This window comes from Streptomyces spirodelae (assembly GCF_017676385.1).
GTDB classification, from domain to species: domain Bacteria; phylum Actinomycetota; class Actinomycetes; order Streptomycetales; family Streptomycetaceae; genus Streptomyces; species Streptomyces spirodelae.
This window is the reverse complement of record NZ_JAFFZN010000030.1, coordinates 40,524-65,748: the sequence shown is the minus strand read 5'-3', so window position 1 is coordinate 65,748 and position 25,225 is coordinate 40,524. Positions and strand designations below refer to the sequence as shown.

Here is a 25,225-nt window from a genome sequence, read left to right as displayed (position 1 = left end):
ACGCCTCTCACGAGTACGCCCCTCCGCGTACGGCCTCCGCGCAGGTGCGCAGGGCGTTGAAGCGTCCTGCCGGGAAGGCGGCTGCCAGATGACCGTCGGCGCGGATGGCCAGCACGGTGTGGGCTGCCGCCCCGGGGTAGCTCTCGGCGACCAGCAGAGTGGCGCGCAGCGGCAACCCGGCGACAGCGGAGGCCAGTTCGGGCATCATGCCCGCTGTGAGCCAGTGCCGGCTGTCCCAGACCCCGGTGCCGGGTGCCACCAGCAGCACCAGCAGCTCTCCGCCCGCGCCGCCCAGCCATTCGTGCAGGGCGCCGCGTGAGCCGTCAGTAGCCGTGACGGAGACGTCGCACACGGGTGCTCCCGGCGCCGTCCCGACGGTCACCTCGGCAACACTTCCGCGCGCCGGAGTCAACGGCGTACGGGTGTAGGCGGGCGGGGCTCCCAGCAGCCCCCGCCCGAGGTGGCCGTCGGTCAGCAGGCCGAGGTGAGTGCGTGCGCCACCGGGCAGCAGCGCGCGCAGTCCACCGCCGCGGCGTACGACCGGCAGCGCCTGGTCGACGGCGCGCAGCCGGGCGACCATGGCGCCGCGCCGTTCCGTCTCGTAGCTGTCCAGCAGGGTGTCCGCCGCCGCGCCGTGACCGTGGTGCCAGGCCAGCGCGAGTTTCCAGGCCAGGTTGGAGGCGTCCCGCAGTCCTTCGTCGACGGACTGCACCCCCAGCGCACCGGTCAGGTGTGCGGCGTCCCCGGCGAGGAAGACGCGGTCCACACGCCAGTGCCGGGCCAGTCGCTGGTGCGCGGTGTGCACACCGGTGTCGACGAGCTCGTACGGCCCGATGCCGCTGCTCGCACGCGTTTCGTCGGGGCCGGCTCCTGGTGCGCCCCCAGCGGCCGGCCGGCGAGGCGTGCCGGGCCTGCCCGCTCTGCCGGCCCTGCCGCCGACCGGTGCGGCAGCCGCCTTGGCCGACTCCCTCAACGACTCCTCGGACCAGACGGCGAGGGTGTCCGCCACCCGTTCCAGCATCTCCTCGGGCGTCACCAGATCGCCGCGCGGAGGCAGCAGCCAGTCCAGCCGCCACCGGCCCTGGGGCAGCGGGCGGGCCGTCACCTCACCCGGCGTACCGCCCGGGTCGCGGTGCAGCAGTGCCGCTCCCACGTCTCCCGGCTCCCACGCGCCGTCCTCGTCGTACTGCCCCTCCTCCCATGGCAGCCGCACCCGCAGGGCCGCGACAGCGTGCCGTTCGACGGCCGTACGTCCGGGGAAGCGCACCCCGAGCAGTTTGCGGACCATCGAGCGTGCACCGTCGCAGCCGACGGCGTAACTGCCCCGCCACCAGGTGCCGGAGGGACCCCGGGTGTGTGCCGTGACACCGGTCGCGTCCTGTTCGAGCAGGTCGACATGGCTGTCGGTGACGATCCGCGCCAGCTTCTCCTCAGCGAGCGCGCTGCGCAGCGTGCGCTCCAGCACGTGCTGCTCGATGTGCACCGGTGCCTGCTCCGGTGCGAGCTCGAGCTGCTCGACCTGCTGCGAGCGGCGCCGGGTGCGCCAGGAGCGCCAGCGCAGCCCGGGAAGCGGGGGCAGCACGGCAGCGCTGTCCGGACGCAGTATGCAGCTGCGCGCCGCACGAGCCGGCGGGTTGCCGTCGGTGGAGTCGAGGACGAGGGAGGGAACGGAGTGCCGCGCGAGGGCGAAGGAAAGGGCGAGTCCCACGGGACCGGCCCCGACGACGATCACCGGATCCACAGTGTGGAAACCTCGCAGCCCTGCTGGTGCTGACGGGGGCCGGGTTTCTCCGGTGGTGGAGCCTGGTGCACGATCACGCTGGTATGCAACCCACTGCCTGAGCATGCGTCAAGTGACGCCATAAGATGCCGACGCGGCCCATGGAACGGGCGAGTGCCCGCGCCATGGACCGCGCCGGAGTGGTGTACGGCGGACTGGTGTACGGGAGGCAGGGTCCCGGACTCGCTCAGTCCTTGGACACGTCGCTCGGCTTTGCCACGTCCCCGGGAGCGGCGACCTCCTCGGGCTGCTCGGCTGCCGTAGGAACGATTCCCGCCTTGGACCTGCGCCCGCGCTGTTCGACGAACTTCGCCAACCAGGCCAGGACGAGGCACAGCCCGATGTAGATCGCGCCGAAGACGATGACTGTCTGCACCGTCGGATAGACACCACCCACCGGGGTGTTGTTGGCGATGAGCCTGGCCGAGTACAGCAGCTCCGGGTAGAGGATGATGTAGCCCAGCGAGGTGTCCTTCAGGGTCACCACCAGCTGGCTGATGATCGACGGCAGCATGGAGCGCACGGCCTGCGGAAACAGCACCGAGGCGGTCACCTGGGTCTTGCGCAGACCGAGCGCGTAGGCCGCTTCCACCTGTCCCTTGGGCACCGCGTTGACCCCGGCGCGCAGCACCTCGGCCTGGACGCAGCCGTTGTAGATCGTCAGGCCCAGCACGAGCGCCCACATGGGCGTCATGTCGCCGAGAATGCCGACCCACAGGGCGAAGATGGTGATGAGCAGCGGGATCGACCGGAACAGGTCGATGAAGACGACGGCCACCCAGCGCACGGGCTTGTGGTCGGACAGCCGTGCCACGCACAGCACCACGGCGAAGGCCAGGGAGAACACGCCCGCCAGCGCGAACACCTTCAGGGTGGACAGCAGGGCATCGAAGATGTTCTGCCGGATGCCCGCGTAGTTGAAGATGTCCCACAGCTCGCCCGCGAACTGCCCCTTGTCGTACAGCCGGTAGCAGACCCAGGCGATCAGGGCGACGAGGCCGATGCTGCCGGCAACGGAGTAGATCAGGTTGCGGACGCGCGCCTTCGGGCCGGGCGCGTCGAACAGGACGCTCGCACTCATCGGGCGACCTCCAGACGGTTCTCCAGCAGCCGGAAGAGGCCGTTGATGGCGTAGGTGATGATCAGGTAGCCCAGGGTGATCCAGACGAAGATCACGGCGATGTCGTAACCGTCGTTGCTCAGCGTCTTCTGGATGTTGAACAGGTCGACGTTGTCGAAGGCGCCGGCGATCGCGGTGTTCTTCGTCAGGGCGATGAATATGCTGCTCATCGGGGGCACGACCGTACGGGTGGCCTGGGGGAGCACCACGATCCGCATGGTCTGGGTGAAGGTCATGCCAATGGCGCGGGCGGCTTCCGCCTGGCCCATGGGCACGGTGTTGATGCCCGAACGGACGGCCTCGGCGACGAACGACGAGGTGTAGAAGCCGCACGCACACACGGCCAGAATGAAGGAATCGACGCCGGGGAAGAGCACCTTGGGCACGACGAAGAAGGCCACCAGGAAGAGCAGCGTCAGCGGGGTGTTCCGCAGGACGTTGACCCACAGTGTGCCGAATATGCGCAGCGGGGGCACAGGCGAGACGCGGAAGCCCGCGATCACCAGACCGAGCACCAGGGCGAGCAGCGCACTGACGACCGTCAGCCACAAGGTGCCGAGGAATCCCTCGCGGAACAGCGCCAGGTTGTCGAGAAGTACGTTCATGAATTCTCCGCGAGGAGTCGCGTAGGGGCGGCGGGAAAGGCCGGACCGGGCACGGGCTGGTCACCCGGCGGGTGGGAGGGAACGCCGGAGCAGACGGTGTGCCCGGAACAGAATCACGCCCCGCCCCGCGCGGCGCTGACGCCGGGGAGCGGGGCGTGGGTCATCACTTCTCGGTGATCTCGGGCGGCGTCTTGAACTTGGAGCCGGACTTGCCCAGCGTCGCTTCGAACGCCTTCTTGTAGTCGCCGTTGTCCTGGTGCTTCTTGAGCGCGTCGGCGACGGCCTTCTGCAGCGCCTTGTCGCCCTTCTTCAGACCGACGCCGTAGGGCTCGTCGGAGAACGGCTTGCCGACGACCTTGAGCTTGCCGGGGTTCTGCGCGGCATACCCCATGAGGATCGCGTCATCCGTGGTGACCGCGTCGACCTGACCGTCGAGCACCTGCGAGACGCACTCCGAGTACTTGCTCAGCTCCGTGACCTTGGCGCCGTACTTGGGCTCCTTGATGGTCTGCAGCGGGGTGGAGCCGACGATGGAGCAGACCTTCTTGCCCTTGACGGAATCCGGGCCTGTGACCTCCTTCTCGTCCTTGCGGACGAGCAGCGAGGCACCGGCGTGGAAGTACGGACCCGCGAAGTCGATCTGCTTCTTGCGCTCGTCGTTGATCGTGTAGGTACCGATCATGAGGTCGACGTCGCCCTTGGAGACAGTGGTCTCGCGAGCGCCGGAGTCGACCGTCTTCCACTCGATCTGCTTGGGGGTGAAGCCCAGGTCGGCCGCGATCATCTTGGCGATCTCGATGTCGAAGCCGGAGTACTTCTTGGTCGACTGGTCCTGGAAGCCGAGGTAGGGCTGGTCGGCCTTGGCGCCGATGACGATCTTGCCGCGCTTCTGGGCCTTCTTCAGGACGGGCGAGTCGATCTTGACGTCCTTGGCGACCTCGTACTTGGGCAGCGCCTTCTCGTCCGTCTGGTCCTTGGGCTTGTCGCCCGCGGAGCCTTCCTTGCCACCGCAGGCTGCGGTGGCGGCGAGAGCCAGGACAGCGGCTGCCGCTGCGGCGGTCTTGTGGAACTTCATAGTGAACATCCCTTGCTTGAACAGTCGTTGGCCCGGTGCGCTGGCCGCCTGGCGCCCTGCCACGGAGGAGGGGCGGGGTCGTGTGTGCGGGCCTCAGCGGTGAAGGCTCGGCGGTGAGACCGAGTGGTGCAGGCTGACGGTGCAGGTCTGGCAGGGCGGGCCTGGCGGTGCAGACCCGGTGGAGCCCACCGGGGGGAGGGCTCGTGGTGCGGGCTCAGTGGTGCAGGATCTTCGAGAGGAAGTCCTTGGCGCGGTCGCTGCGCGGGTTGCTGAAGAACTGATCCGGGGTGGCCTCCTCCACGATCCGGCCGTCCGCCATGAAGACCACGCGGTTCGCGGCCGACCGTGCGAAGCCCATCTCGTGCGTGACGACGACCATCGTCATGCCGTCCCGGGCCAGTTGCTGCATGACCTCCAGGACTTCGTTGATCATCTCGGGGTCGAGGGCCGAGGTCGGCTCGTCGAAGAGCATCACCTTCGGGTCCATCGCCAGTGCCCGGGCGATCGCGACGCGCTGCTGCTGGCCGCCGGAGAGCTGTGCGGGGTACTTGTCGGCCTGGTTGCCGACGCCGACCCGGTCGAGCAGCGTACGTGCCTTCTCTTCCGCCACCCGCTTGTCCGTCTTGCGGACCTTGGTCTGGCCCAGCGTGACGTTCTCCAGCACCGTCTTGTGCGCGAAGAGGTTGAAGGACTGGAAGACCATGCCGACGTCGGCACGGAGCTTGGCCAGGTCCTTGCCCTCCGCGGGCAGCGGCTTGCCGTCGATCGTGATGCTGCCCGAGTCCACCGTCTCCAGCCGGTTGATGGTGCGGCACAGTGTGGACTTGCCGGACCCGGAGGGGCCGATCACGACGACGACCTCGCCGCGGGCGATGGTCAGGTCAATGTCCTGGAGGACGTGCAGCGCACCGAAGTGCTTGTTGATGTTGTCCAGCACGACCAGCTTGTCGGTCGCGGACTCGGGACCGCCTGCGTCCTTGGTCACCGATACTTCGCTCATCGACGTGTAGCTCCGTCCTCGTCGGTTGCGAGGACCTTAGTGAGCGGCCGGCGTGACCGTCATTACATCTGAGCTGAAATTGAGCATAACGATCCGGCTGCGGCCCGGCGCAGTGGGTAGAGGGGCCAGTGAGGGCGGCAACGGGGGTGACCGGGGCATCTCCGGACCGTCCGTCCCCTGGTCAGGCAGCGGGCCCGGAGGCCGTTGTGGCTGTATGACGGTCGTCGTACCGGCTGTATAACGGATGCCCGCCTTCTCCCGGTGACCCCTTGACTCACCTGCGCCGATCGGCGTGGATGCACTGTCGGAATCGTTCACCGGAGGCGGTGGGAAGAACAGGAGGGCGTCGGGTGAGACTGCTGCTCGTCGAGGACGACGACCGCGTCGCAGCGGCGCTCTCCGCGGTGCTGGCGCGGCACGGCTTCGAGGTCACACATGTGCGCAGCGGCGCCGAGGCGCTCCAGGAACTGCTCGTCCGCGGCCAGGAGGGGCCCGGTTTCGCCGTTGTCCTGCTCGACCTGGGCCTGCCGGACCAGGACGGTTTCGAGGTGTGCGGCCGCATCCGCCGTACCAGCTCCACCCCGGTGATCATGGTGACCGCACGCGCCGACGTACGGTCCCGGATACACGGGCTCAACCTGGGTGCGGACGACTACGTCGTCAAGCCGTACGACATGGGTGAGCTGCTCGCCCGTATCCACGCCGTCAGCCGCCGCAAGGCCCTCGAGGAGGCCCCGGCGGCCGGTGAGCGGGCGGCAGCGCAGGGAGCGGACGCAGCCGGCACGCTGCGGCTGGGGGCCGTGACCATCGAGCTGCCCACCCGGCAGGTCAGCGTGGACGGCGCGCCGGTGCCGCTCACCCGCAAGGAGTTCGACCTGCTGGCGCTGCTGGCCCAGCGTCCCGGTGTCGTCTTCCGGCGCGAGCAGATCATCAGCGAGGTCTGGCGCACCAGCTGGGAGGGGACCGGCCGCACCCTCGAGGTGCACGTGGCCTCGCTCCGCTCCAAGCTGCAGCGGCCCGCCCTGATCGAGACGGTCCGCGGGGTGGGCTACCGCATGGCCGCCCAGGGCGACTGACCGCAGGCCCGGACCGGACCGACGACGTGCGCAGCCGCCTCCTCCCGCTTCTGATCATCCTGCTGGCCGGAATCCTGCTCGCGCTGGGCTTCCCGCTGGCGCTGAGCCAGGCACAGGCACAGCAGCAGCGCGTGGTGGTCGACAGGATCGACGACACCGCGCGCTTCGCCTCCCTCGCGCAGTTCGTCACCTCCACCAGCCAGCCCGACGAACGCCGCGCCACCCTGCAGCACGAGCTGAACCGCTACCACGACCTCTACGGCATCCGGGCCGGCGTCTTCTACCGGGACGGGCGCACGATGGCCGCCTCTCCTGTCGACTGGCGAGTGCCCGGAGAGGGACAGCAGGGCGGGAAGAAGGGCAGGCCGGACGGGGCACGCGCCTTCGCCGAGGCGCTGGCCGGACGCCGCAGCCACGACCCGCCCCAGGTATGGCCCTGGCAGCGCGACGGCCGGATCGCTGTCGCCTCCCCGGTCATCAGGGACGGCGATGTGGCGGCCGTGGTGCTGACCGACTCGCCCACCGGGCCGATGCGCTCGCGGATCATGCGCGGCTGGCTGGCCATCGCCGTCGGTGAGGCCGCCGCGATGCTGCTGGCCCTGGCAGCGGCGCTGCGCCTGACCGGATGGGTACTCAAGCCCGTGCGGACGCTGGACCGGGCAGCGCATGAGATCGCCACCGGGAAGCTCACCTCCCGTGTCGTCGATTCGGTCGGCCCTCCCGAATTGCGCAGACTGGCGCACTCCTTCAACGAGATGGCGGGCAATGTGGAGAGCGTGCTGGAACAGCAGCGCGCCTTTGTCGCTGACGCCTCGCACCAGTTGCGCAACCCGCTCTCCGCACTGCTGCTGCGTATCGAACTGCTCGCGCTGGAGCTGCCGGAGGGCAACGAGGAGATGGCCTCCGTACGAGCCGAGGGCAAGCGGTTGGCACGGGTGCTGGACGATCTGCTCGACCTGGCGCTGGCCGAGCACTCCGACACCGCACATGTGCAACTGACCGATGTCGCCGACATCGCCGCGGAGCGCGTCGCGGCCTGGCGCCCCAGTGCTGAACAGAAGGGCGTGGAGCTGAGGCTGGCCGGACAGTCGGCCGCCACCGGGTGGGCCGACCCGGTGGCGCTCTCCAGTGCGCTGGACGCCGTCGTCGACAACGCGGTGAAGTTCACCCCTGACGGCGGAACCGTCGCGGTCACCGTACGCGCCGAGGGCGACAGCGTGACCGTCGAGACGGCCGACGCCGGGCCCGGGCTGACCGACGAGGAACTGGAGCGGGTGGGTGACCGCTTCTGGCGCAGCAGTCGCCACCAGAACGTCTCCGGCTCCGGGCTCGGCCTGTCCATCACCCGCGCGCTGCTGGCCGGGAGCGGCGCGGTGCTGTCCTTCGCGCACAACGATCCGCGGGGTCTGCGGGTGCTGATCACCGTGCCCCGGAACGCCCCAGACGCAGAGTGAGGATCTGGAAGGGCCGCAGTGTCACCCGTACCCCGGCCTCCTCCACGGTGTGGTGCGCCCGCGGGCCGGACAGTGGGCGCTCCAGCAGGTCGGTCTCGGTCACCGAGGTGACGGGGAAACCGGGAGCCAGCAGCGCGCTCGCCCGCCCGCCCAGCGACTCGTAGAGGCGGACGACCACATCGCCGCTGTCGTCCTCGGCCAGTTTCACCGTCTCGGCGACGATCCGGTCGGCCTGCTCACCTTCCAGCGAGACCAGGGGGGTGACGTGGCTGCCGTCGCCCTGGACGGTCCGCTCGGGCAGGTTGATCCAGTGGCCCTCGCGTACGGCGTCCTGGAGCGTGGCGCCGGGGACGAGTCCGTAGCGCAGCCGGTGCCGCCCCTGGTCCGTGTCCGGGTCCGGGTAGCGGGGAGCGCGCAGCAGCGAGAGGCGGACCGTGGTGGTCTGGCCGCCGTCCTCGCGGATGTCCCTGGTGACGTCGTGCCCGTACGTCGAGTCGTTGACCAGCGCGGCGCCCCAGCCGGGCTCTTCCACGTGCAGCCAGCGGTGCGCGCAGATCTCGAACTTGGCTGCCTCCCAGGAGGTGTTGGTGTGGGTGGGCCGAAAGACGTGTCCGAACTGTGTCTCCGCTGCTGAACGGTCGGCCTTCACATCGAGCGGGAACGCCGCCTTGAGCAGCTTCTCGCTCTCGTGCCAGTCGATGTCGGCCTCCATGAGCAGCATCGAGCTGCCCGCCTGGAGGGTCACTGTCTGCACCACGGCCGACCGGCCGAAGGAGCGGGCGACCCGGACGGTGGCGCTGTTTCCGTCGGCCTCGGCGACGGTCAGCTCATCGGCGTGCGTCAGATCGGTGGCCGTGTGCCGGTAGAAGGCGTCGACATCCCACGCGTCCCAGTGGTTGGGCAGGTCCGGATGGAGCTGGAGGAGATTGGCCGCCTGTCCCGGTGCGAGGGCTTCGCGCCCGGAGCGCTGGTCGTAGGCGGAGACGACCAGACCGCGGCCGTCCACCCCCACGCGCAGCAGTCCGTTGTCCAGCGTCCAGCCGCCGTGCGCCCGCTCCGCCACGGTGACGGCCGCCACGGTGACGGCCGGGGCGGTGGCGCCTTGTGCGGCGGCCGGCGCGGTGACGACCTGTGCTGTGGCTGCCTGCGCGGCCCGGCCGTCGAGGGGCCGGGCGCCGCCCGCGGGGACGCCCCGGCGGCGATGCGGGGAGCCGTTGAAGACGACTTCCCGGTCCCCGCGCCCGGCGAGGGCCTGCTGCGCCCGCTCGATGATCTCCGTCAGTTCCCCGGCCACTCGCGCGTACGTCTCGCGGGCCTCGCGGTGCACCCAGGCGATGGAGGAGCCCGGCAGGATGTCGTGGAACTGGTGCAGCAGCACCGTCTTCCACAGCCGCTCCAGCCGCTCGTACGGATAGTCGTAGCCGCTGGTGCGCACAGCGGCGGTCGCGGCCCACAGCTCGGCCTCGCGCAGCAGGGACTCCGAGCGCCGGTTGCCCTGCTTCGTACTGGCCTGCGAGGTGTACGTACCCCGGTGCAGTTCGAGGTACAGCTCGCCCTGCCACACCGGCGCGTTCGGGTACTCCTGGTGGGCCTTGTCGAAGAACGCCGCCGGCTTCTCCACGGTCACCCGCGGTGAGCCGTCCAGATCGCGCAGCCGGGCGGCGCGGCCCAGCATCTCGCGGGTGGCGCCGCCACCGCCGTCGCCGTGGCCGAAGGGTACGAGGGAGCGCGAGGCCGCCCCCTTCTCGCGGAAATTGCGCGCTGCGTGCGCCAGTTCCTCGCCGCTGAGGGTCGAGTTGTAGGTGTCCACCGGGGGGAAGTGGGTGAAGATCCGTGTGCCGTCGATTCCCTCCCACCAGAAGGTGTGGTGCGGGAAGGGGTTGGTGCTGCTCCAGGAGATCTTCTGGGTGAGGAACCAGGTGGACCCGGACAGCTTCACCAGCTGCGGCAGTGCCGCCGTATAGCCGAAGGAATCGGGCAGCCACACTTCGTCCGTCTCGATGCCGAACTCGTCCAGGAAGAACTTCTTGCCGTAGAGGAACTGCCTCGCCATGGCCTCGCCGCCGACCATGTTGGTGTCCGACTCCACCCACATGCCGCCCACCGGGACGAACCGGCCCTCGGCGACCTTCCGCTTGACCTTGGTGTACACCTCGGGCCGGTGCTCCTTGATCCAGGCGAACTGCTGGGCCTGCGACATGGCGAAGACGAACTCCGGATGGTCGTCCATCAGCGCGACCATGTTGGACGCTGTCCGGGCCACCTTGCGCACCGTCTCGCGCAGCGGCCACAGCCAGGCGGAGTCGATGTGCGCGTGTCCCACCGCGCTGACCCGGTGCGCCGACGCCCGCGCCGGGGCCGTCAGCGCGTCTGTGAGCCGCTCCCGTGCCCGGCCGGCACTGCCTGGCACGTCGGCCAGGTCCAGGGCGTCCAGCGCCCGCTCCAGAGCCCGCAGCAGCTCCCAGCGGCGGGCGTCCTCCAGCGGGAGCTCACGCATCAGCGAGCCCGCCACCTCCAGGTCCAGGGCCAGCTCCCACACCTGCGGCTCGAAGACGGCCAGATCCATCCGCGCCAGCCGGTAGAGAGGCGTGCTGTCCGCCGTGCGGATGTCGCCCTGGTGGGTCGGCGTCTGCGGGGTGTTGACGATCGGGTTGGAAGCGGCCTCGACGTACAGCTCGACCTGCTCGCCGCCGACGGCGGTGTCCGCCAGCCGCACCCAGGAGTTGCGCGGATGCAGCCCCTTGACCGCTTCGCCGTCCGCACGGTGAACGAGCCCCTCGCACTGGAAGCCCGGCATGTTCCGCTCGAAGCCGAGGTCCAGCACGGCCTCCACCGTGCGGCCCGCCCACGCGCGCGGAACCTGTCCCGTCACCCGGAACCAGGTCGTGCCCCAGGCGGGTCCCCAGGTCTCGCCGACCGCGGCCGGCCCATAGGGCGCCGAGATGCCCTGTGCGACCGGCACCGGCTCTCCCGGCGCCTCCCAGCGTTCGACGGTCAGCGGCAGCGCGGAGGTGTGGACAGCGGGCCGTACCCGCTCGTCCAGTGCGCGGCGCAGCCGGTCCTCGACAGTACGGCGGTCGTGATGCATCGATCGGCTCCTTGGTGGGGTCGGGGCCTGGTGTCGGCAGCGACGTTCCGGTCAGGGCTCGGCCGAGCGGTGAAGGTCAGGGCTTGGCCGAGCGGTAGTAGCGGCGGGCACCCTCGTGCAGCGGCACAGGATCGGTGTAGATGGCGGTTCGCAGATCGACCTTCTGGGCGGCGTGCACCTCCCGCCCGATCTGGTCCCTGCTCTTGATGACGGAGCGGGTGATGCCCTCGGTCAGTTCGGGGTCCGTGCTGTCGAGGGTCACCAGCAGGTTGGCGATGGCCACGGTCTTGACCGACCGGCCGCGCTGCACGGTGGGATAGGCGTCGGGCGCCATCACGGCAGCGCGGTAGTAACGCGTCTCGGGGCGCTGTTCGTGCAGCCGGGGCAGCAGGTCGCCGAGCTGCACCAGCCGTATGTCGGTCCGCTCAGCCAGGCGCTCGATGGCGCCGGTCGGCAGCCCGCCCGACCAGAAGAACGCGTCCAGCTTTCCCTCTGACAGCAGCTTGGGCATCGTGTCGATGCCCTTGCGCACAGGGTGCACATCGTGGTCCATGTCCAGCCCTGCGGCCTTCAGCAGCCTCTCGGTCACCAGCGCGACCCCGGAGCGCCGCTCACCGACTCCGACGCGCAGCCCCTTGAGGTCCCTGGCACTGTCGACCGGTGAGTCCCTGCGTACGACGAGGTGCATGTAGTCGTCGTACAGCCGCGCGCACGCCCGGATGTGGGAGGCCCTTTTGCCGCCCTTCTCCCGGTAGGCGGCGAGTGCGTCGGAGGCGGTGATGGTGAAGTCCGCCTCGCCGGAGACGATCCGTGCCAGGTTCTGCACCGAGCCCTGGCTCCGCTGCAGCGTCAGGTCCACCCGGGGCAGATCCCGCGCCAGCCGCTTCTTGAACAGGGTGCCGTAGCGCTCGTACACGCCGGTGCGCACCCCGGTGGCGAAAGTGATCTCCCCGCCGGGGGAGGGCGTGGGGGTCGGCCGCAGCCACCACACCAGCAGTCCGCACACCACGAGCACGGCGGTCGCGGCCCACAGGACGCGTTGCCGACCGGTGCTGAGTCCGCTCGGGCGGCGCATCGGACGGGACACCGTTCGCGGACGCAGGCTGGCCATGGAAAGGGATACTGCCAGGACCGCGGCCACGACGGGAATGGTGCGAGTCACCCCGTCGAGGCGCCGGGTGCGAACGCGCCGATTCGCGAACTGCAAATTTCACACTGTCGCTTGCTGAGTGGAACTGCAGGGGCCATAGTGACGGTCAGACCACGCGTCACGGCCCTTCCGCAGGGCCGGGACCAGCTCGACGGAAGGCGCCTCCACGTGTACGCCGCCCCCGCTCGCAGGGATCCCGCAGCAGCCTCCACGACAGCGTCTCCGGCGTCCGGTGGCGCCCCGCACCCGGCGGCGCCGCCCGGACGTACCGAAGACCCGGCCTGGCAGTTGCGCTTCCCCGCCCGGGAGCAGTACATAGGCCGGGCACGCGTCGCCTTCGCCTCCTGGCTGCGGGAGCGCAAGGACCCGTCGATATCCGACGAGGTGGTCGACGATGCCGTGCTCCTGCTCTCCGAGCTGACCACCAACGCCGTCGTGCACACCCGTTGTCTGCCCGACGCCGAACTCGTCTGCCGCGCCGCTCTGGCACCCCGCGAGACTCCCTCAGCCGCACTGCTGCGCATCGAGGTGCACGACCACGCCGAAGGTGACGACAGGCCGGAGCTGAAGGACAGCGAGGCCGCCGACGAGAGCGGCCGGGGCCTGTGCATCGTGGCCGCGCTCGCCGCCGACTGGGGCGTGCGGCCTTCTTCCGTCACCGACGGGAACGCGGTCTGGGTGACTCTGCGGCTGCCTCCCGAACACACCGCACAGTGATGTGAGTCACAGTGTGCCGTCCGGTGTCCGAGCGCACCCGACCAGGCGGCCGTGGCGGTCGGTGCGAACGCCTACCCTTGTCGCATGAGCAGTAGCGACCGGAGTCAGGCAGTGGACGTCAAGGGGACGTACGAGGTGCGCACCTTCGGGTGTCAGATGAACGTCCATGACTCCGAGCGGATGGCGGGCCTGTTGGAGGACGCCGGCTATGTCCGGGCGCCCCAGGGAACCGACGCCGCCGATGTGGTCGTCTTCAACACCTGCGCCGTACGGGAGAACGCCGACAACCGGCTCTACGGCAACCTCGGGCAGCTCGCCCCCAAGAAGGCCGCGCGCCCCGGCATGCAGATCGCTGTGGGCGGCTGCCTGGCGCAGAAGGACCGGGACACCATCGTCAAGAAGGCCCCCTGGGTCGATGTCGTCTTCGGCACCCACAACGTGGGGAAGCTGCCCGTGCTGCTGGAGCGCGCCCGCCTGCGTGACGAGGCACAGGTCGAGATCGCGGAGTCGCTCGAGGCATTTCCCTCCACGCTGCCCACCCGCCGCGAGAGCGCCTACGCCGCCTGGGTCTCGGTCTCGGTGGGTTGCAACAACACCTGCACCTTCTGCATCGTCCCGCAGCTGCGCGGCAAGGAGAAGGACCGCCGCCCCGGCGACATCCTCGCCGAGATCGAGACACTGGTCGACGAGGGCGTCAGCGAGATCACCCTGCTCGGCCAGAACGTCAACGCCTACGGCTCCGACATCGGCGACCGCGAGGCGTTCAGCAAACTGCTGCGCGCCTGCGGCCGTATCGAGGGTCTGGAGCGCGTGCGCTTCACCTCCCCGCACCCCCGCGACTTCACCGACGACGTCATCGCCGCCATGGCCGAGACGCCCAATGTGATGCCGCAGCTGCACATGCCGCTGCAGTCCGGCTCCTCGCGCGTCCTCAAAGCGATGCGCCGCTCCTACCGGCAGGAGCGCTTCCTCGGCATCATCGAGAAGGTCAGGGCCGCCATCCCCGAGGCCGCGCTCTCGACCGACATCATCGTCGGCTTCCCCGGCGAGACGGAGGAGGACTTCGCCGAGACGCTGCACGTGGTGCGCGAGGCGCGGTTCGCCCAGGCATTCACCTTCCAGTACAGCAAGCGCCCCGGCACGCCCGCCGCCGAGATGCCCGGCCAGGTCCCCAAGGAGGTCGTCCAGGAGCGCTACGAGCGCCTGGTGGCCCTCCAGGAGGAGATCTCCTGGGAGGAGAACAAGAAGCAGGTCGGCCGCACGCTGGAGCTGATGGTCGCCGAGGGCGAGGGGCGCAAGGACGACGCCACCCAGCGGCTGTCCGGCCGCGCCCCGGACAACCGTCTGGTGCACTTCACCCGGCCCGACGAACCGGTGCGCCCAGGCGATGTCGTGACCGTCGAGGTCACCTACGCCGCACCGCACCATCTGCTCGCCGAGGGACCGGCCAAGGCCGTGCGCCGCACCCGCGCGGGCGACGCCTGGGAGCGCCGCACCGCCGCGCCGCAGGAGCGGCAGGGCAACGGCGTCATGCTCGGCCTGCCCGCGGTAGGGGTCCCTGACCCGCTGCCTGCCGCCACCGGCGGCTGCGGCCTGGACTGACGACACGGGCGCGCCCGCGTGCGTCCGGCGTGCCGGCGCATCCCGCCGCCTCGCAGTGCATGCCCGGCGGCGCCCTGCCTCGGCGTACGTGGCCGGACGCGTCGGTGTCACGTGTTTCAGCCGATCTCGCACGCTCGGGTGAGTCACGGCGCGGGCAGGCTGGGAAGTGGTGCGTACGGCACTTAAGCTGCGCGCCATGCTTGTCGCCGCAGCCGTATGTCCCTGCCCTCCACTGCTCGTGCCCGAGGTCGCGGGTGGTGCCGCTCCCGAGATGGACGCGGCACGCGCCGCCTGCTACGACGCCCTCGGCGTCCTGGCGGCGGCCCGCCCCGACCAGTTGAATGTGCTCGGCCCCGCGGAGCCTTCGGGGCGTGGCCCGCACCCACAAGGTGCGCGCGGGTCGTTCGCCGGGTTCGGCGTTCCCATGGAGGTGAGCCTGGGCAAGGGCGAGCCCGCACGGCGCGAGTTGCCTCCGTCACTGGCTGTCGGCGCGTGGCTGCTGGAGCGTACGGAGTGGACCTGCTGCCCTGTTGAGGGGCTCGGCATCGGGGAACCGCTCGCCAGGGCCCGCTGTGCGGAGACGGGACGCGAGCTGGCGGCCCGCGCGGACCGGGTGGCGCTGCTGGTGATGGGGGACGGCAGCAACTGCCGCACACTCAAGGCGCCCGGATACTTCGACGAGCGGGCCGCCGCCTTCGACGCGGAGGCGGCACGGGCGCTGGGTGACGCCGACAGCGCCGCGCTGCTGGCCCTGGACGAGGAGCTGGCGTACGAGCTGAAGGTCGCCGGACGCTCGTCCTGGCAGACGCTCGCCGGCGCCGCGCAAGGGGCCGACCTGGCCGGCCGGCTGCTCTACGACGAAGCGCCCTACGGCGTGGGCTACATGATTGCGAGCTGGTCGTAGGCCAGGCCGGGAGCGGAGAGGTCTCGGCATACGGAGAAGATCCGGCTGCTTACACAAGGCAGCGGGGGTGTGCGGTGCGCGTACGCACCGTTCACCCCCGCTACAGCGCCGACCGTTCCCTCCGGCCGGGATCAGGTCCTGGGCTCGCTGCTGCCGCCGCCGCCCGCACCCGGGCCGGGGCCGCTCGAACCGCCCGGTCCGCTCGAACCACTCGGACCGTTGCCCGAGCCGCCCTCGCCGCGACCTTCGTCGGCCAGCCGCTGCGCCGCGTCCTTCGCCTTCCGGGCGCCGGAGTCGATCTTGTCGCTGTACTTGCCCTTGGTCTTGGAATCCGCGAGCTTCGCGGCCTTGTCGACGCTTTGCTGGACCTTGTCGCCATGCTGGCCGAGCATGCCCTTGACCTTGTCCATGAAGCCCATCGCGATCCCCTTTCTCGACACTGTCGCCGTACCGTACGGCGTTCGCCGCACGAGCCTATTGGCGGGCGCTCTCGCCCGTCTCGCTGTCGGCGGCCTCGTCGGCGGACGGTTGCTTGGGAATCCCCGGGTTCCCCGCACCGGACTCCGTCACCGCGTCCGCATCCGGTGCTTCGGCCGTCGGTGCCTCCTCCGCCGAGCCGCCACTTGCGGCTGCCGCGTCACTCGGGACTGCCGTTTCGTGACCCGCGGGCGCGGGGGTTTCGGTCTCGGCGCGCCGGCTCTCGCCCCGCTCCGCGCCGGGCTCTTCCGCCGCCTTTTCCCCCGCAGGGGTGGCCTGCTCGCCGTCCTGTGTTGACCTGCTGGACGAACGACGGAGAAGCTTCGCAAAAACGCCCATGTCTACTCCAGATCCTACTCGTGTGGGCGAAATCCCGCGCCTTGCGGAGCGTCCCATTGCGCCGCCCCTGGGCACCGGTGCGGAAACCGGCTGTCGGAACCTCGCAACGGGCAACGACCCTGCGAGTGCCCCGTCACGTCGCTCGTTCGAGGAGCATCAGGCGGGTTTGCGAGACTTGACCCGTGAATGACGCAGCCGCCCCCCTTCCCGTCCCAGCGGACTCCCCACCGGTCGTCGCCGTCGTGGGCCCCACCGCGGCCGGTAAATCCGACCTGGGTGTCTTCCTCGCGCGAGAGCTGGGCGGCGAGGTCATCAACGCCGACTCGATGCAGCTCTACCGAGGGATGGACATCGGTACCGCCAAGCTGACCGTGGAGGAACGGCAGGGCGTGCCGCACCACCTGCTCGACATCTGGGACGTCACCGTCGCCGCGAGCGTCGCCGAGTACCAGCGGCTGGCCAGGACCGAGATCGACAGGCTGCGCGCCCAGGGCCGGGTGCCCGTGCTGGTCGGCGGCTCCGGACTCTACGTACGCGGCGCACTGGACGCCATGGAGTTCCCGGGCACCGATCCCCAGGTGCGGGCCCGGCTGGAGGCGGAGCTGGCCGAGCACGGCCCGGGCATCCTGCACGCACGGCTCGCGGCTGCCGACCCGGAGGCCGCTCGCGCGATACTGCCCAGCAACGGACGGCGTATCGTGCGGGCCCTGGAGGTCATCGAGATCACCGGGCGCCCCTTCACGGCCAATCTGCCGGGCCATGAGGCCGTCTACGACACCGTGCAGATCGGGGTGGACGTGGCGAGGCCCGAGCTGGACGAGCGGATCGCACGCCGGGTGGACCGTATGTGGGAGACCGGACTGGTGGACGAGGTGCGCGAGCTGGAGCAGCAGGGGCTGCGGGAGGGACGCACGGCCTCGCGTGCCCTGGGGTATCAGCAGGTGCTCTCGGCGTTCGCGGGGGAGTGCACGCTGGAGGAGGCACGGGCGGAGACGGTCCGCGCGACCAAGCGCTTCGCGCGCCGTCAGGATTCCTGGTTTCGCCGCGACCCACGGGTGAACTGGCTCAGTGGGGCGGCGGCCGACAGGCGGGAACTGCCGGGTGCCGCGCTCGCGTTGCTCACGAAAGCGGTTACAGCCTGATCACGTGATGGCATCGGGAAGTCCTGAGCGACCGTCCCGTTACCCCTGGCGTGCCATCATCGACCATCGTTGGTGCCGTGAAGCCGGAGTTGGGAGGGCGCGTGGCAATGGAGGCCAGCCCTCGGGACAACTCCTCTCCCGCGGAAGCGGAGCCCCTCTCGGACCGTGAGCTGCTGCCGGTCGGTGAGGAGCCGGGCGAAAGCGAGGCCGTGCGGGGCGAAAGCGAGCCCCCGCCGGGCGGGAGCGAGCCCCTGGCCGACGGTGACGATCCCCTGACCGACGGTGACGACCCGGATGGGCAGGAGCCGCTGCCGGGTCCGGAGCCGTCCTCGGGCCGCGAGTCGGACGAGTCCTCCGATGGGGGGCCGGGCCCGGAGCCGGATCCGCCGGTGGAGCCGCACGAGCTGCGCCCGCAGCGCAAGCTGCGCCTGTGGCAGCTCGCACCGATCGTGGTGCTCGGCGCGCTCGGCTCGCTGATGTTCGCCTTCCCGCTGGCCTTCGAGCCGGGCGGCAGCTCCGGAGCGGTCGTCTCGATGCTCGGACTCCTGCTGTGCGGCTGCGCCGCGGGCTGGGGCGTGATGGCCGCTCGCAGAGTGGGGCACACCTGGCCCGGCCTCCCGGCGCGCGGCTCCGGCGGGCGCCCCGACTGGAGGGTCGTCCTGATCTACGCCGTCGTCGTCTGCACCGTCGTCGTCCTGGCCGTCTGGCGAGTCGCCCGACTGCGCTGACCGGGCAGCCTCCGGACTCCCGTACGATCGGCAGCGTGACCAGCGCACCAGGCGTGCCGTTCCTCAAGGGCCACGGCACAGAGAACGACTTCGTGATCATTCCGGACCCGGACGGGCTGCTCGACCTCACTCCGGAAGCGGTGGCGCGGCTGTGCGACCGGAGGGCGGGCATCGGCGGTGACGGCGTACTCCGCGTCGTCCGCTCGGCCGCCCACCCCGAGGCCAAGGACATGGCCGACGAGGCCGAGTGGTTCATGGACTACCGCAACAGCGACGGCTCCATCGCGGAGATGTGCGGCAACGGCGCCCGGGTCTTCGCGCGCCATCTGGAGCGCGCGGGGCTGGCCCGGCCCGGCGAGGTCGCCATCGCGACCCGGGCAGGCGTGCGCAAGGCACACATCGCCGAGGGCGGCGGCCACGTCACCATCGCCATGGGCGCTGCCCAGCTGACGGAGCCGGACGACGGAATGGACGAGATCACCGTCAGCGTCGCCGGGCACACCTGGCCCGTGCGCAAGGTCGGCATGGGCAACCCGCACGCGGTCGCGTTCGTCTCCGACCTGGCGGACGCGGGCCGGCTGCTGGAGGCGCCCACGGTGCGTCCGGCAGCCGCCTACCCGGACGGGGTCAATGTCGAGTTCGTCGTCTCCCGGGGGCCGCGGCACGTCGCCCTGCGGGTGCACGAGCGCGGCGCGGGGGAGACCCGCTCCTGCGGTACGGGCGCCTGCGCCGTGATGGTCGCGGCAGCCCGCAGGGACGGAGCCGACCCGCGCAGGGACGGTGCGTCGGTGACCTACACCGTGGACGTGCCAGGGGGCCGACTGGAGATCACCGAGCGGCCCGACGGCGAGATCGAGATGGCCGGCCCCGCCGTGATCGTTGCGGAAGGCACCATCGACCCCGCACTCCTCCCGTGAGACCTGCGCTCTGACGACCCGGACCGCACTCTAACGGCCCCCGCCCGCCCGACTGGCCGCCGACCCGCCGTCGCACGATGGGGTGATCCGCCTCACGCTCGGGCGGACCCGGTCGGCGGCCCATGATGGGCTCGGTACCATCGCACCCCCGGCCCGGGGTGCACAGGAGCGGGAGGTGCCCATGAGCGCGGTGCGCAGTCTGCGGAAACTCAGCAGAGTGGCACTGCTGGGCGCCACGCCACGGGATTCCCTGCCGGACGCCATCGAGCACGTGGCCAAGGTGCACAAGGCGCACCACCCCCGGGCCGATCTGCGACCGCTGCGCAAGGCGTACATGCTGGCCGAGTCGTCGCACAGGGGGCAGATGCGCAAGAGCGGCGAGCCCTACATCACCCATCCGCTCGCGGTGACCCTGCTGCTGGCTCAGCTCGGCGCCGAGACCACCACGCTGACCGCGTCACTGCTGCACGACACGGTCGAGGACACCGCCGTGACGCTCGAACAGGTGCGACGGGAGTTCGGCGACCAGGTCTGCTATCTGGTGGACGGCGTCACCAAGCTGGAGAAGGTCGACTACGGTTCGGCCGCTGAACCGGAGACGTTCCGCAAGATGCTGCTCGCCACCGGCAACGACGTACGGGTGATGTCCATCAAGCTGGCCGACCGGCTGCACAACATGCGCACCCTCGGCGTGATGCGGCGTGAGAAACAGGTGCGCATCGCCAAGGTGACCCGGGATGTGCTGATCCCGCTCGCGGAACGGCTCGGCATCCAGGCGCTCAAGAGCGAGCTGGAGGACCTCGTCTTCGCGATCCTCCACCCGGAAGAGCACAGCAGGACGCGCGAGTTGATCCGCGAGCACAACTCGCATCCCGACCCGCTGACGGGTTTCGCCGCCCAGGTGCGCCGCACGCTGCGCGAGGCGGGCATCGCCGCACAGGTGCTGATCCGCCCCCGGCACACCGTCTCCGTGCACCGGCTGCGGCTCAAACGCGGGCAGCTGGGCGACTGCGACTTCGCCCGCCTGCTGGTCCTCGTGGACGAGGACGCCGACTGCTACGCGGTGCTGGGGGAGTTGCACACCTGCTTCGCCCCCCTCGTCTCGGAGTTCAAGGACTTCATCGCCGCGCCCAAGTTCAACCTCTACCAGTCGTTGCACACCGCGATCGCCGACGACGAGGGCAAGGTCGCCGAGGTGCTCGTACGCACCCGGCGGATGCACCAGGTGGCCGAGACCGGCGTCATCGCCCTCGGAGACCCGCACGCGTCCGCCGAGACGGGCGCGGACGCCGCCGAGGGGGGCACGGGGGGTGCGTCGGCCGGGACCGCGGACGGGGCGGGGGAGCGGACCGATCCGACCCGGCCCGGATGGCTCTCCCGTCTGCTGGAGTGGCAGAGCCACGCGCCCGATCCGAACACCTTCTGGCAGGAACTGCGCGACGAACTGGCGCAGGACTTGGAGATCACCGTGTACTGCTCCGTCCCCGGCGCGGAGGGCGTGGCCGGGGGCGCGCTGCCGCTGCCCGCCGCAGCGACCTGTGTGGACGCCGCCTACGCCCGGTTGGGCAAGGCGGCCCACCGATGCATCGGGGCCCGCGTCAACGGGCGGCTGGCCGCACTCACCACGGTGCTACGGGACGGGGACGCGCTCCAGCTCTTCCTGGAGTCCGGCAGCGGCGCCCCGTCGGGCCCCTCCCCGGAGTGGCTCGACCATGTACGCACGCCGTCCGCCCGGCTGGCCATCAGGGAGTGGCTTGCCGCACACGGTCGACGGGAGGCCGATCAGCAGCCGCACGGCGAGCGCCCCTCGGTGCCGGAGGACACGCGACAGGTGGCCGACCAGGTGGTGTCCGAACGGCTCCCCGGAGCAGCGCCCCCCGGAGCAGCACCCGAGGAGCGCCGGCCGGAGCCGCAGGAAGAAGCACCCCAGCAGCCGGACGCACTGCGGTGGGACGCTCAGCAGTCCCCGGAGGAGTACACCGAGTACGCGGAGTACGAGGAGAACATCCCCGTGGTGCCCGGCCACCCCGGCACACCTGTGCGCCTCGCCCGCTGCTGCACACCCGTGCCGACGGACTCGGTCACCGGTTTTCCGGTCCGGGGCGGCGCTGTGACGGTGCATCGCGACAGCTGTCAGTCGGTGGCCCGGATGGCCTCCGCCGGACGCCTCACCTTGCCGGTGCGCTGGGAGCAGGGCGAGGCAGGGTGCAGGGTCACCCTGCGGGCCGAGGCGTTCGGGCGGCCGCATCTGCTCGCCGACCTCACCGAGAGCATCGCGGCCCAGGGCGCGGCGGTCGTCTCGGCCGACGTCGAGCCGCCGCGCGAGCAGCGGGTGCGGCACACCTACACCCTGCAACTGCCCGACGCGGCGGGGCTGCCCGCGCTGATCCGTGCCATGCGGCGCGTGCCGGGGGTCTACGACGTCACCCGCTCGGTCCGGCAGACTGCCGCGAACTGACGGGCCGTCCGCCCGGTTGCCGCACCCGGGCGGTGTGCGTCCCCTTTCGGGTGGACGCGCACCGGTCACGTCAGCAGCGGCACCGGCCGCTGGTAGCGATGTCCCATGGCCCTCACAGCCCTTACACGCGCACCCGCCGGACCACGCTCACCTGTCGCACGGCGCGGTGCCCTCGCCTGTACGGTCACCGCCACGGCGCTCGCCCTGGTCGGCGCCGCGCTGCCGGCGCCCAAGGCGGTCGGGATCGGCGATCACCTCTTCCCACACCTGGGCAATCCCGGCTACGACGTCCGCGCGTACGACATCTCCTTCGACTACAGCGGCGACAACAGCAAACCGCTCACCGCACGGACCGTCATCGACGCGCAGGTCACCGCCGGGCCCATGGACAGGTTCAACCTGGACTTCGCGGCCGGGGACATCCGCTCGGTCGAGGTCAACGGGCAGCGCGCGCGGTACGCCAGGGCGGGGGAGGATCTCGTAGTCACCCCCCGCGCTGCCCTGCGGCGCGGTGGCCATCTGCATATCGAGGTCCGTCACACCAGCGACCCCACCATCAAGAACGGCGGCTGGGTGCGCACCGATGACGGCGGTCTGGCCATGGCGAACCAGGCCGACGCCGCACACCGGGTCTTCCCCTCGAACGACCACCCGGCGGACAAGGCCATGTTCACCTTCCGGGTGCGGGCACCACAGGGCCTGACCGCTGTGGCGGGCGGGCTGCCGGCCGGCCGGGCCAGCGTGGGAGAGGACACCGTCTGGACGTACCGGATGAGGCATCCCATGGCCACCGAACTGGCTCAGGTGTCGATCGGCCGCAACACTGTCGTGCACTCGGCAGGACCGCACGGGCTGCCGCTGCGCCACGTCGTCCCCACCGGTCAGCGCAAGGCGCTGGAGCCCGTACTGAACGAGACGTCGCGCCAGATCGTCTGGATGGAGCGGCGGGCGGGGAAGTACCCGTTCGAGAACTACGGACTGCTGGTCGCCGAGGCGCGGACCGGATTCGAACTGGAGACACAGACGCTCTCGCTCTTCGAACAGCAGCTGCTCTCCTCGCGCAAGTACCCGGACTGGTACCGCGAGTCACTGATGGTGCACGAGCTGGCACACCAGTGGTACGGCAACAGCGTCTCCCCGCGCCGCTGGACCGACCTGTGGCTGAACGAGGGGCATGCCACCTGGTACGAGTGGGCCTACGCCGCCGAGCGGGGCGGCTTCTCGGTGGAAACGCGGGCACGCGCCTCGTACGAGCAGTCCGACGCCTGGCGCAAGCGTTACGGGCCGCCCGCCGCGCTGCTTCCCGCGCGGAAGAGCGGGAAGATCCAGCTCTTCAGCCCTATCGTCTACAACGGTTCCGCAGTGGTGCTGTACGCGCTGCGTGAGCGGATCGGCGAGCAGGCGTTCGCCCGGCTGGAGCGCCTCTGGCCAAGCCTGTACCGCGACTCCAACGCCACCACCGCCGACTTCATCGCCCTGGCCGGCAGGGTCTCCGGCCAGGATCAGAGCGCGTTCCTGAAGAAGTGGCTCTACGGGAAGACCACCCCGCCCATGCCGGGGCACCCCGACTGGACCCAGAAGAAGCCGGCCAAGGTACCGACAGGCAGGGCGGGCGCGGGCCCGGCCAGGTCGCTCCCCGGCGCGGGCGAGCACCACCACCGGTAGAAGCCGCCAGGGGTCCCTGGGCAGCCTGGGGAGCCACTGAGGAGCCCCAGGGTTCCCTCAGGCGCCACCAGGCCCCGGGGAGCCACCCGAAGGCCCCGAGGCCCAGCGGAGAACGGCGAAGCGGCGGCAAATACGGGTGACGGCGCCGCCGCGCCGTGCGACCATCCTTGTGGCCGCGCGGCGCGGCAGCGCGGGAGCGGCCCTTTGGCACCCGGGCCCGGCGCCGGGGAATCTTCCCCGCAGCCGGAGCGTTGTGCGGTACATAAGCTTCCCTCGACCTTAAGGATCCACTTGACCCACTCCTCTTCCCTTCCACAGAACGGCCAGCGCATCGTCCCGACGAACCGCCGAGCCGACGCCCTGATGGAAGAGGACGTCGCTCTCAGTCATACGTTCGACGAGATCCGTGACGGTGATCAGCTCGACCGCTCCGACCGGGCGGCGCTGCGGCGAGTGGCCGGTCTCTCCACCGAGCTGGAGGACGTCACAGAGGTTGAGTACCGGCAGCTGCGCCTGGAGCGCGTGGTGCTGGTCGGCGTCTGGACCTCCGGTACGGCACAGGACGCAGAGAACTCTCTCGCGGAGCTGGCGGCCCTCGCCGAGACGGCCGGAGCACTGGTGCTCGACGGTGTCATCCAGCGCCGTGACAAGCCGGATGCGGCGACCTACATCGGCTCCGGCAAGGCTGCCGAGCTGCGGGACATCGTCCTGGAGACCGGCGCCGACACTGTCGTCTGCGACGGTGAGCTGACGCCTGGTCAGCTCATCCACCTCGAGGATGTCGTCAAGGTGAAGGTCGTCGACCGCACGGCGCTGATCCTCGACATCTTCGCGCAGCACGCCAAGTCCCGGGAGGGCAAGGCGCAGGTGGCGCTGGCACAGATGAACTACATGCTCCCCAGGCTGCGTGGCTGGGGTCAGTCGCTCTCCCGGCAGATGGGTGGCGGTGGCTCCGGGTCCGCGGGAGGTGGCATGGCGACGCGTGGTCCCGGTGAGACCAAGATCGAGACGGACCGGCGACGCATCCGCGAGAAGATGGCGAAGATGCGCCGGGAGATCGCGGAGATGAAGACCGGCCGCGAGGTGAAGCGGCAGGACCGCCGCCGCAACAAGGTGCCCTCGGTCGCCATCGCCGGCTACACCAACGCGGGCAAGTCCTCGCTGCTCAACCGGCTCACCGGTGCAGGCGTGCTGGTGGAGAACGCGCTGTTCGCCACCTTGGACCCGACCGTGCGCAAGGCGGAGACGCCCAGCGGCCGGTCCTACACGCTGGCCGACACGGTCGGCTTTGTCCGGCACCTCCCGCACCATTTGGTGGAGGCGTTCCGCTCCACGATGGAGGAGGTCGGCGACGCAGATCTGGTTCTCCATGTGGTCGACGGCGCACACCCGGCGCCCGAGGAGCAGCTCGCCGCCGTACGCGAGGTGATCCGTGACGTGGGCGCCGCGGACGTGCCCGAGATCGTCGTGATCAACAAGGCGGACGCCGCCGACCCGCTGGTTCTGCAGCGGCTGCTGCACGCCGAGAAACACGCGCTCGCCGTCTCGGCCCGCACCGGGCAGGGCGTCGATGAGCTCCGGGAGCTGATCGACAACGAGCTGCCGCGTCCCTCCGTCGAGCTGGAGGTGCTGCTGCCCTACACCGAGGGCAAGCTGGTCTCCCGGGTGCACAACCAGGGCGAGGTGCTCTCCGAGGAGCACATCGAACAGGGCACCCTGCTCAAGGCGAGGGTGCACGAGGAGCTCGCAGCGGAGCTGCGTGCCTTCCAGCCGCTGGCCGCCCGGCAGTAGCCGAGCACACCAGAAACGATCGCCGACAAGGGCCCGTCCCTCCCGAAGACCGGGAGGGACGGGCCCTTGTGTGTACTCAGCGGTGCCGAGTGAGCGCTGTGCCGGTCACTCTGTGCCGGTCAGCCCTTCGGTTGTGC

The 25,225-nt window shown here is 70.6% G+C and carries 20 protein-coding genes; 11 read left to right on the top strand and 9 right to left on the bottom strand.

The annotated features are described in order from the left end of the window. Positions 1-7 precede the first annotated feature (7 nt). The 5 genes from JW592_RS26925 to JW592_RS26905 form a co-directional block, all read right to left on the bottom strand. On the bottom strand, positions 8-1,741 hold the full coding sequence (locus JW592_RS26925; protein WP_209267839.1) for an FAD-dependent monooxygenase: 1,734 nt from the start codon (positions 1,739-1,741) through the stop codon (positions 8-10). Between the two features lie 226 nt (positions 1,742-1,967). Further along, positions 1,968-2,861, bottom strand: coding sequence for an amino acid ABC transporter permease (locus tag JW592_RS26920; protein WP_209267838.1), 894 nt, complete (start codon positions 2,859-2,861; stop codon positions 1,968-1,970). Continuing rightward, positions 2,858-3,505: an amino acid ABC transporter permease gene (locus JW592_RS26915; protein WP_209267837.1), complete on the bottom strand. Its 648-nt coding sequence runs from the start codon at positions 3,503-3,505 to the stop codon at positions 2,858-2,860. The genes JW592_RS26920 and JW592_RS26915 overlap by 4 nt, the downstream gene beginning before the upstream one ends. Before the next feature lie 163 nt (positions 3,506-3,668). Further along, positions 3,669-4,580, bottom strand: coding sequence for a glutamate ABC transporter substrate-binding protein (locus JW592_RS26910; protein ID WP_209267836.1), 912 nt, complete (start codon positions 4,578-4,580; stop codon positions 3,669-3,671). A gap of 214 nt (positions 4,581-4,794) precedes the next feature. Then, positions 4,795-5,580, bottom strand: coding sequence for an amino acid ABC transporter ATP-binding protein (locus JW592_RS26905; protein WP_229376928.1), 786 nt, complete (start codon positions 5,578-5,580; stop codon positions 4,795-4,797). Between the two features lie 350 nt (positions 5,581-5,930). Between JW592_RS26905 and JW592_RS26900 the strand changes: the two genes are divergently transcribed. Together JW592_RS26900 and JW592_RS26895 are read left to right on the top strand one after the other, a co-directional pair. Beyond that, entirely contained in the window at positions 5,931-6,656 is a 726-nt protein-coding gene (locus tag JW592_RS26900) for a response regulator transcription factor (RefSeq protein WP_209267835.1), read from the top strand. Between the two features lie 26 nt (positions 6,657-6,682). Then, a complete protein-coding gene (locus JW592_RS26895; RefSeq protein ID WP_209267834.1) occupies positions 6,683-8,110 on the top strand; it encodes a sensor histidine kinase in 1,428 nt (475 codons plus the stop codon). Here JW592_RS26895 and JW592_RS26890 read toward each other — a convergent pair. Then, on the bottom strand, positions 8,076-11,198 hold the full coding sequence (locus JW592_RS26890) for an alpha-mannosidase (RefSeq protein ID WP_209267833.1): 3,123 nt from the start codon (positions 11,196-11,198) through the stop codon (positions 8,076-8,078). The genes JW592_RS26895 and JW592_RS26890 overlap by 35 nt on opposite strands. A gap of 76 nt (positions 11,199-11,274) precedes the next feature. Beyond that, positions 11,275-12,273 carry a TAXI family TRAP transporter solute-binding subunit gene (locus tag JW592_RS26885; RefSeq protein WP_209267832.1) on the bottom strand — a complete coding sequence of 333 codons (999 nt, stop codon included), beginning with the start codon at positions 12,271-12,273 and terminating at the stop codon, positions 11,275-11,277. 174 nt (positions 12,274-12,447) lie between these two features. On the opposite strand from JW592_RS26885, the gene JW592_RS26880 reads away from it, so the two are divergent. The 3 genes from JW592_RS26880 to JW592_RS26870 all read left to right on the top strand — a co-directional run bounded on the left by JW592_RS26880 (position 12,448) and on the right by JW592_RS26870 (position 15,571). Continuing rightward, a complete protein-coding gene (locus JW592_RS26880) occupies positions 12,448-13,065 on the top strand; it encodes an ATP-binding protein (RefSeq protein ID WP_209267831.1) in 618 nt (205 codons plus the stop codon). A gap of 84 nt (positions 13,066-13,149) precedes the next feature. Further along, positions 13,150-14,667 carry a tRNA (N6-isopentenyl adenosine(37)-C2)-methylthiotransferase MiaB gene (gene miaB / locus JW592_RS26875; RefSeq protein WP_209267830.1) on the top strand — a complete coding sequence of 506 codons (1,518 nt, stop codon included), beginning with the start codon at positions 13,150-13,152 and terminating at the stop codon, positions 14,665-14,667. Positions 14,668-14,863: 196 nt separating this feature from the next. Then, positions 14,864-15,571: a class III extradiol dioxygenase subunit B-like domain-containing protein gene (locus JW592_RS26870; RefSeq protein ID WP_209267829.1), complete on the top strand. Its 708-nt coding sequence runs from the start codon at positions 14,864-14,866 to the stop codon at positions 15,569-15,571. Positions 15,572-15,702: 131 nt separating this feature from the next. Here the strand turns inward: JW592_RS26870 and JW592_RS26865 are convergent, their stop codons facing one another. Then, on the bottom strand, positions 15,703-15,990 hold the full coding sequence (locus JW592_RS26865; protein ID WP_209267861.1) for an antitoxin: 288 nt from the start codon (positions 15,988-15,990) through the stop codon (positions 15,703-15,705). A 55-nt stretch (positions 15,991-16,045) separates the two neighbouring features. After that, positions 16,046-16,387: a hypothetical protein gene (locus tag JW592_RS26860; RefSeq protein ID WP_209267828.1), complete on the bottom strand. Its 342-nt coding sequence runs from the start codon at positions 16,385-16,387 to the stop codon at positions 16,046-16,048. A 182-nt stretch (positions 16,388-16,569) separates the two neighbouring features. Here JW592_RS26860 and miaA point away from each other — a divergent pair, with 182 nt between their 5' ends. The 6 genes from miaA to hflX all read left to right on the top strand — a co-directional run bounded on the left by miaA (position 16,570) and on the right by hflX (position 25,088). Next, on the top strand, positions 16,570-17,529 hold the full coding sequence (gene miaA / locus JW592_RS26855) for a tRNA (adenosine(37)-N6)-dimethylallyltransferase MiaA (RefSeq protein ID WP_209267827.1): 960 nt from the start codon (positions 16,570-16,572) through the stop codon (positions 17,527-17,529). Between the two features lie 107 nt (positions 17,530-17,636). Then, on the top strand, positions 17,637-18,257 hold the full coding sequence (locus JW592_RS26850) for a hypothetical protein (RefSeq protein WP_229376926.1): 621 nt from the start codon (positions 17,637-17,639) through the stop codon (positions 18,255-18,257). A 35-nt stretch (positions 18,258-18,292) separates the two neighbouring features. Beyond that, positions 18,293-19,174: a diaminopimelate epimerase gene (dapF, locus tag JW592_RS26845; protein WP_209267826.1), complete on the top strand. Its 882-nt coding sequence runs from the start codon at positions 18,293-18,295 to the stop codon at positions 19,172-19,174. Positions 19,175-19,355: 181 nt separating this feature from the next. Continuing rightward, positions 19,356-21,632 (top strand): RelA/SpoT family protein, encoded by a 2,277-nt coding sequence (locus tag JW592_RS26840; protein ID WP_209267825.1) that lies wholly within the window; start codon positions 19,356-19,358, stop codon positions 21,630-21,632. A 105-nt stretch (positions 21,633-21,737) separates the two neighbouring features. Beyond that, positions 21,738-23,297, top strand: coding sequence for a M1 family metallopeptidase (locus JW592_RS26835; protein ID WP_209267824.1), 1,560 nt, complete (start codon positions 21,738-21,740; stop codon positions 23,295-23,297). Between the two features lie 291 nt (positions 23,298-23,588). Further along, a complete protein-coding gene (gene hflX / locus JW592_RS26830) occupies positions 23,589-25,088 on the top strand; it encodes a GTPase HflX (RefSeq protein WP_209267823.1) in 1,500 nt (499 codons plus the stop codon). The last annotated feature ends 137 nt before the right edge of the window (positions 25,089-25,225 follow it).

Bases quoted from the DNA above. Each gene is read 5' to 3' on its own strand.
- JW592_RS26920 (WP_209267838.1), bottom strand. From the start codon at position 2,861: ATGAGTGCGAGCGTCCTGTTCGACGCGCCCGGCCCGAAGGCGCGCGTC.
- JW592_RS26915 (WP_209267837.1), bottom strand. From the start codon at position 3,505: ATGAACGTACTTCTCGACAACCTGGCGCTGTTCCGCGAGGGATTCCTC.
- JW592_RS26910 (WP_209267836.1), bottom strand. From the start codon at position 4,580: ATGAAGTTCCACAAGACCGCCGCAGCGGCAGCCGCTGTCCTGGCTCTC.
- JW592_RS26905 (WP_229376928.1), bottom strand. From the start codon at position 5,580: ATGAGCGAAGTATCGGTGACCAAGGACGCAGGCGGTCCCGAGTCCGCG.
- JW592_RS26890 (WP_209267833.1), bottom strand. From the start codon at position 11,198: ATGCATCACGACCGCCGTACTGTCGAGGACCGGCTGCGCCGCGCACTG.
- JW592_RS26885 (WP_209267832.1), bottom strand. From the start codon at position 12,273: ATGCGCCGCCCGAGCGGACTCAGCACCGGTCGGCAACGCGTCCTGTGG.
- miaB (WP_209267830.1), top strand. From the start codon at position 13,150: ATGAGCAGTAGCGACCGGAGTCAGGCAGTGGACGTCAAGGGGACGTAC.
- JW592_RS26870 (WP_209267829.1), top strand. From the start codon at position 14,864: ATGCTTGTCGCCGCAGCCGTATGTCCCTGCCCTCCACTGCTCGTGCCC.
- JW592_RS26865 (WP_209267861.1), bottom strand. From the start codon at position 15,990: ATGGGCTTCATGGACAAGGTCAAGGGCATGCTCGGCCAGCATGGCGAC.
- JW592_RS26860 (WP_209267828.1), bottom strand. From the start codon at position 16,387: ATGGGCGTTTTTGCGAAGCTTCTCCGTCGTTCGTCCAGCAGGTCAACA.
- JW592_RS26850 (WP_229376926.1), top strand. From the start codon at position 17,637: ATGGAGGCCAGCCCTCGGGACAACTCCTCTCCCGCGGAAGCGGAGCCC.
- JW592_RS26840 (WP_209267825.1), top strand. From the start codon at position 19,356: ATGAGCGCGGTGCGCAGTCTGCGGAAACTCAGCAGAGTGGCACTGCTG.
- JW592_RS26835 (WP_209267824.1), top strand. From the start codon at position 21,738: ATGGCCCTCACAGCCCTTACACGCGCACCCGCCGGACCACGCTCACCT.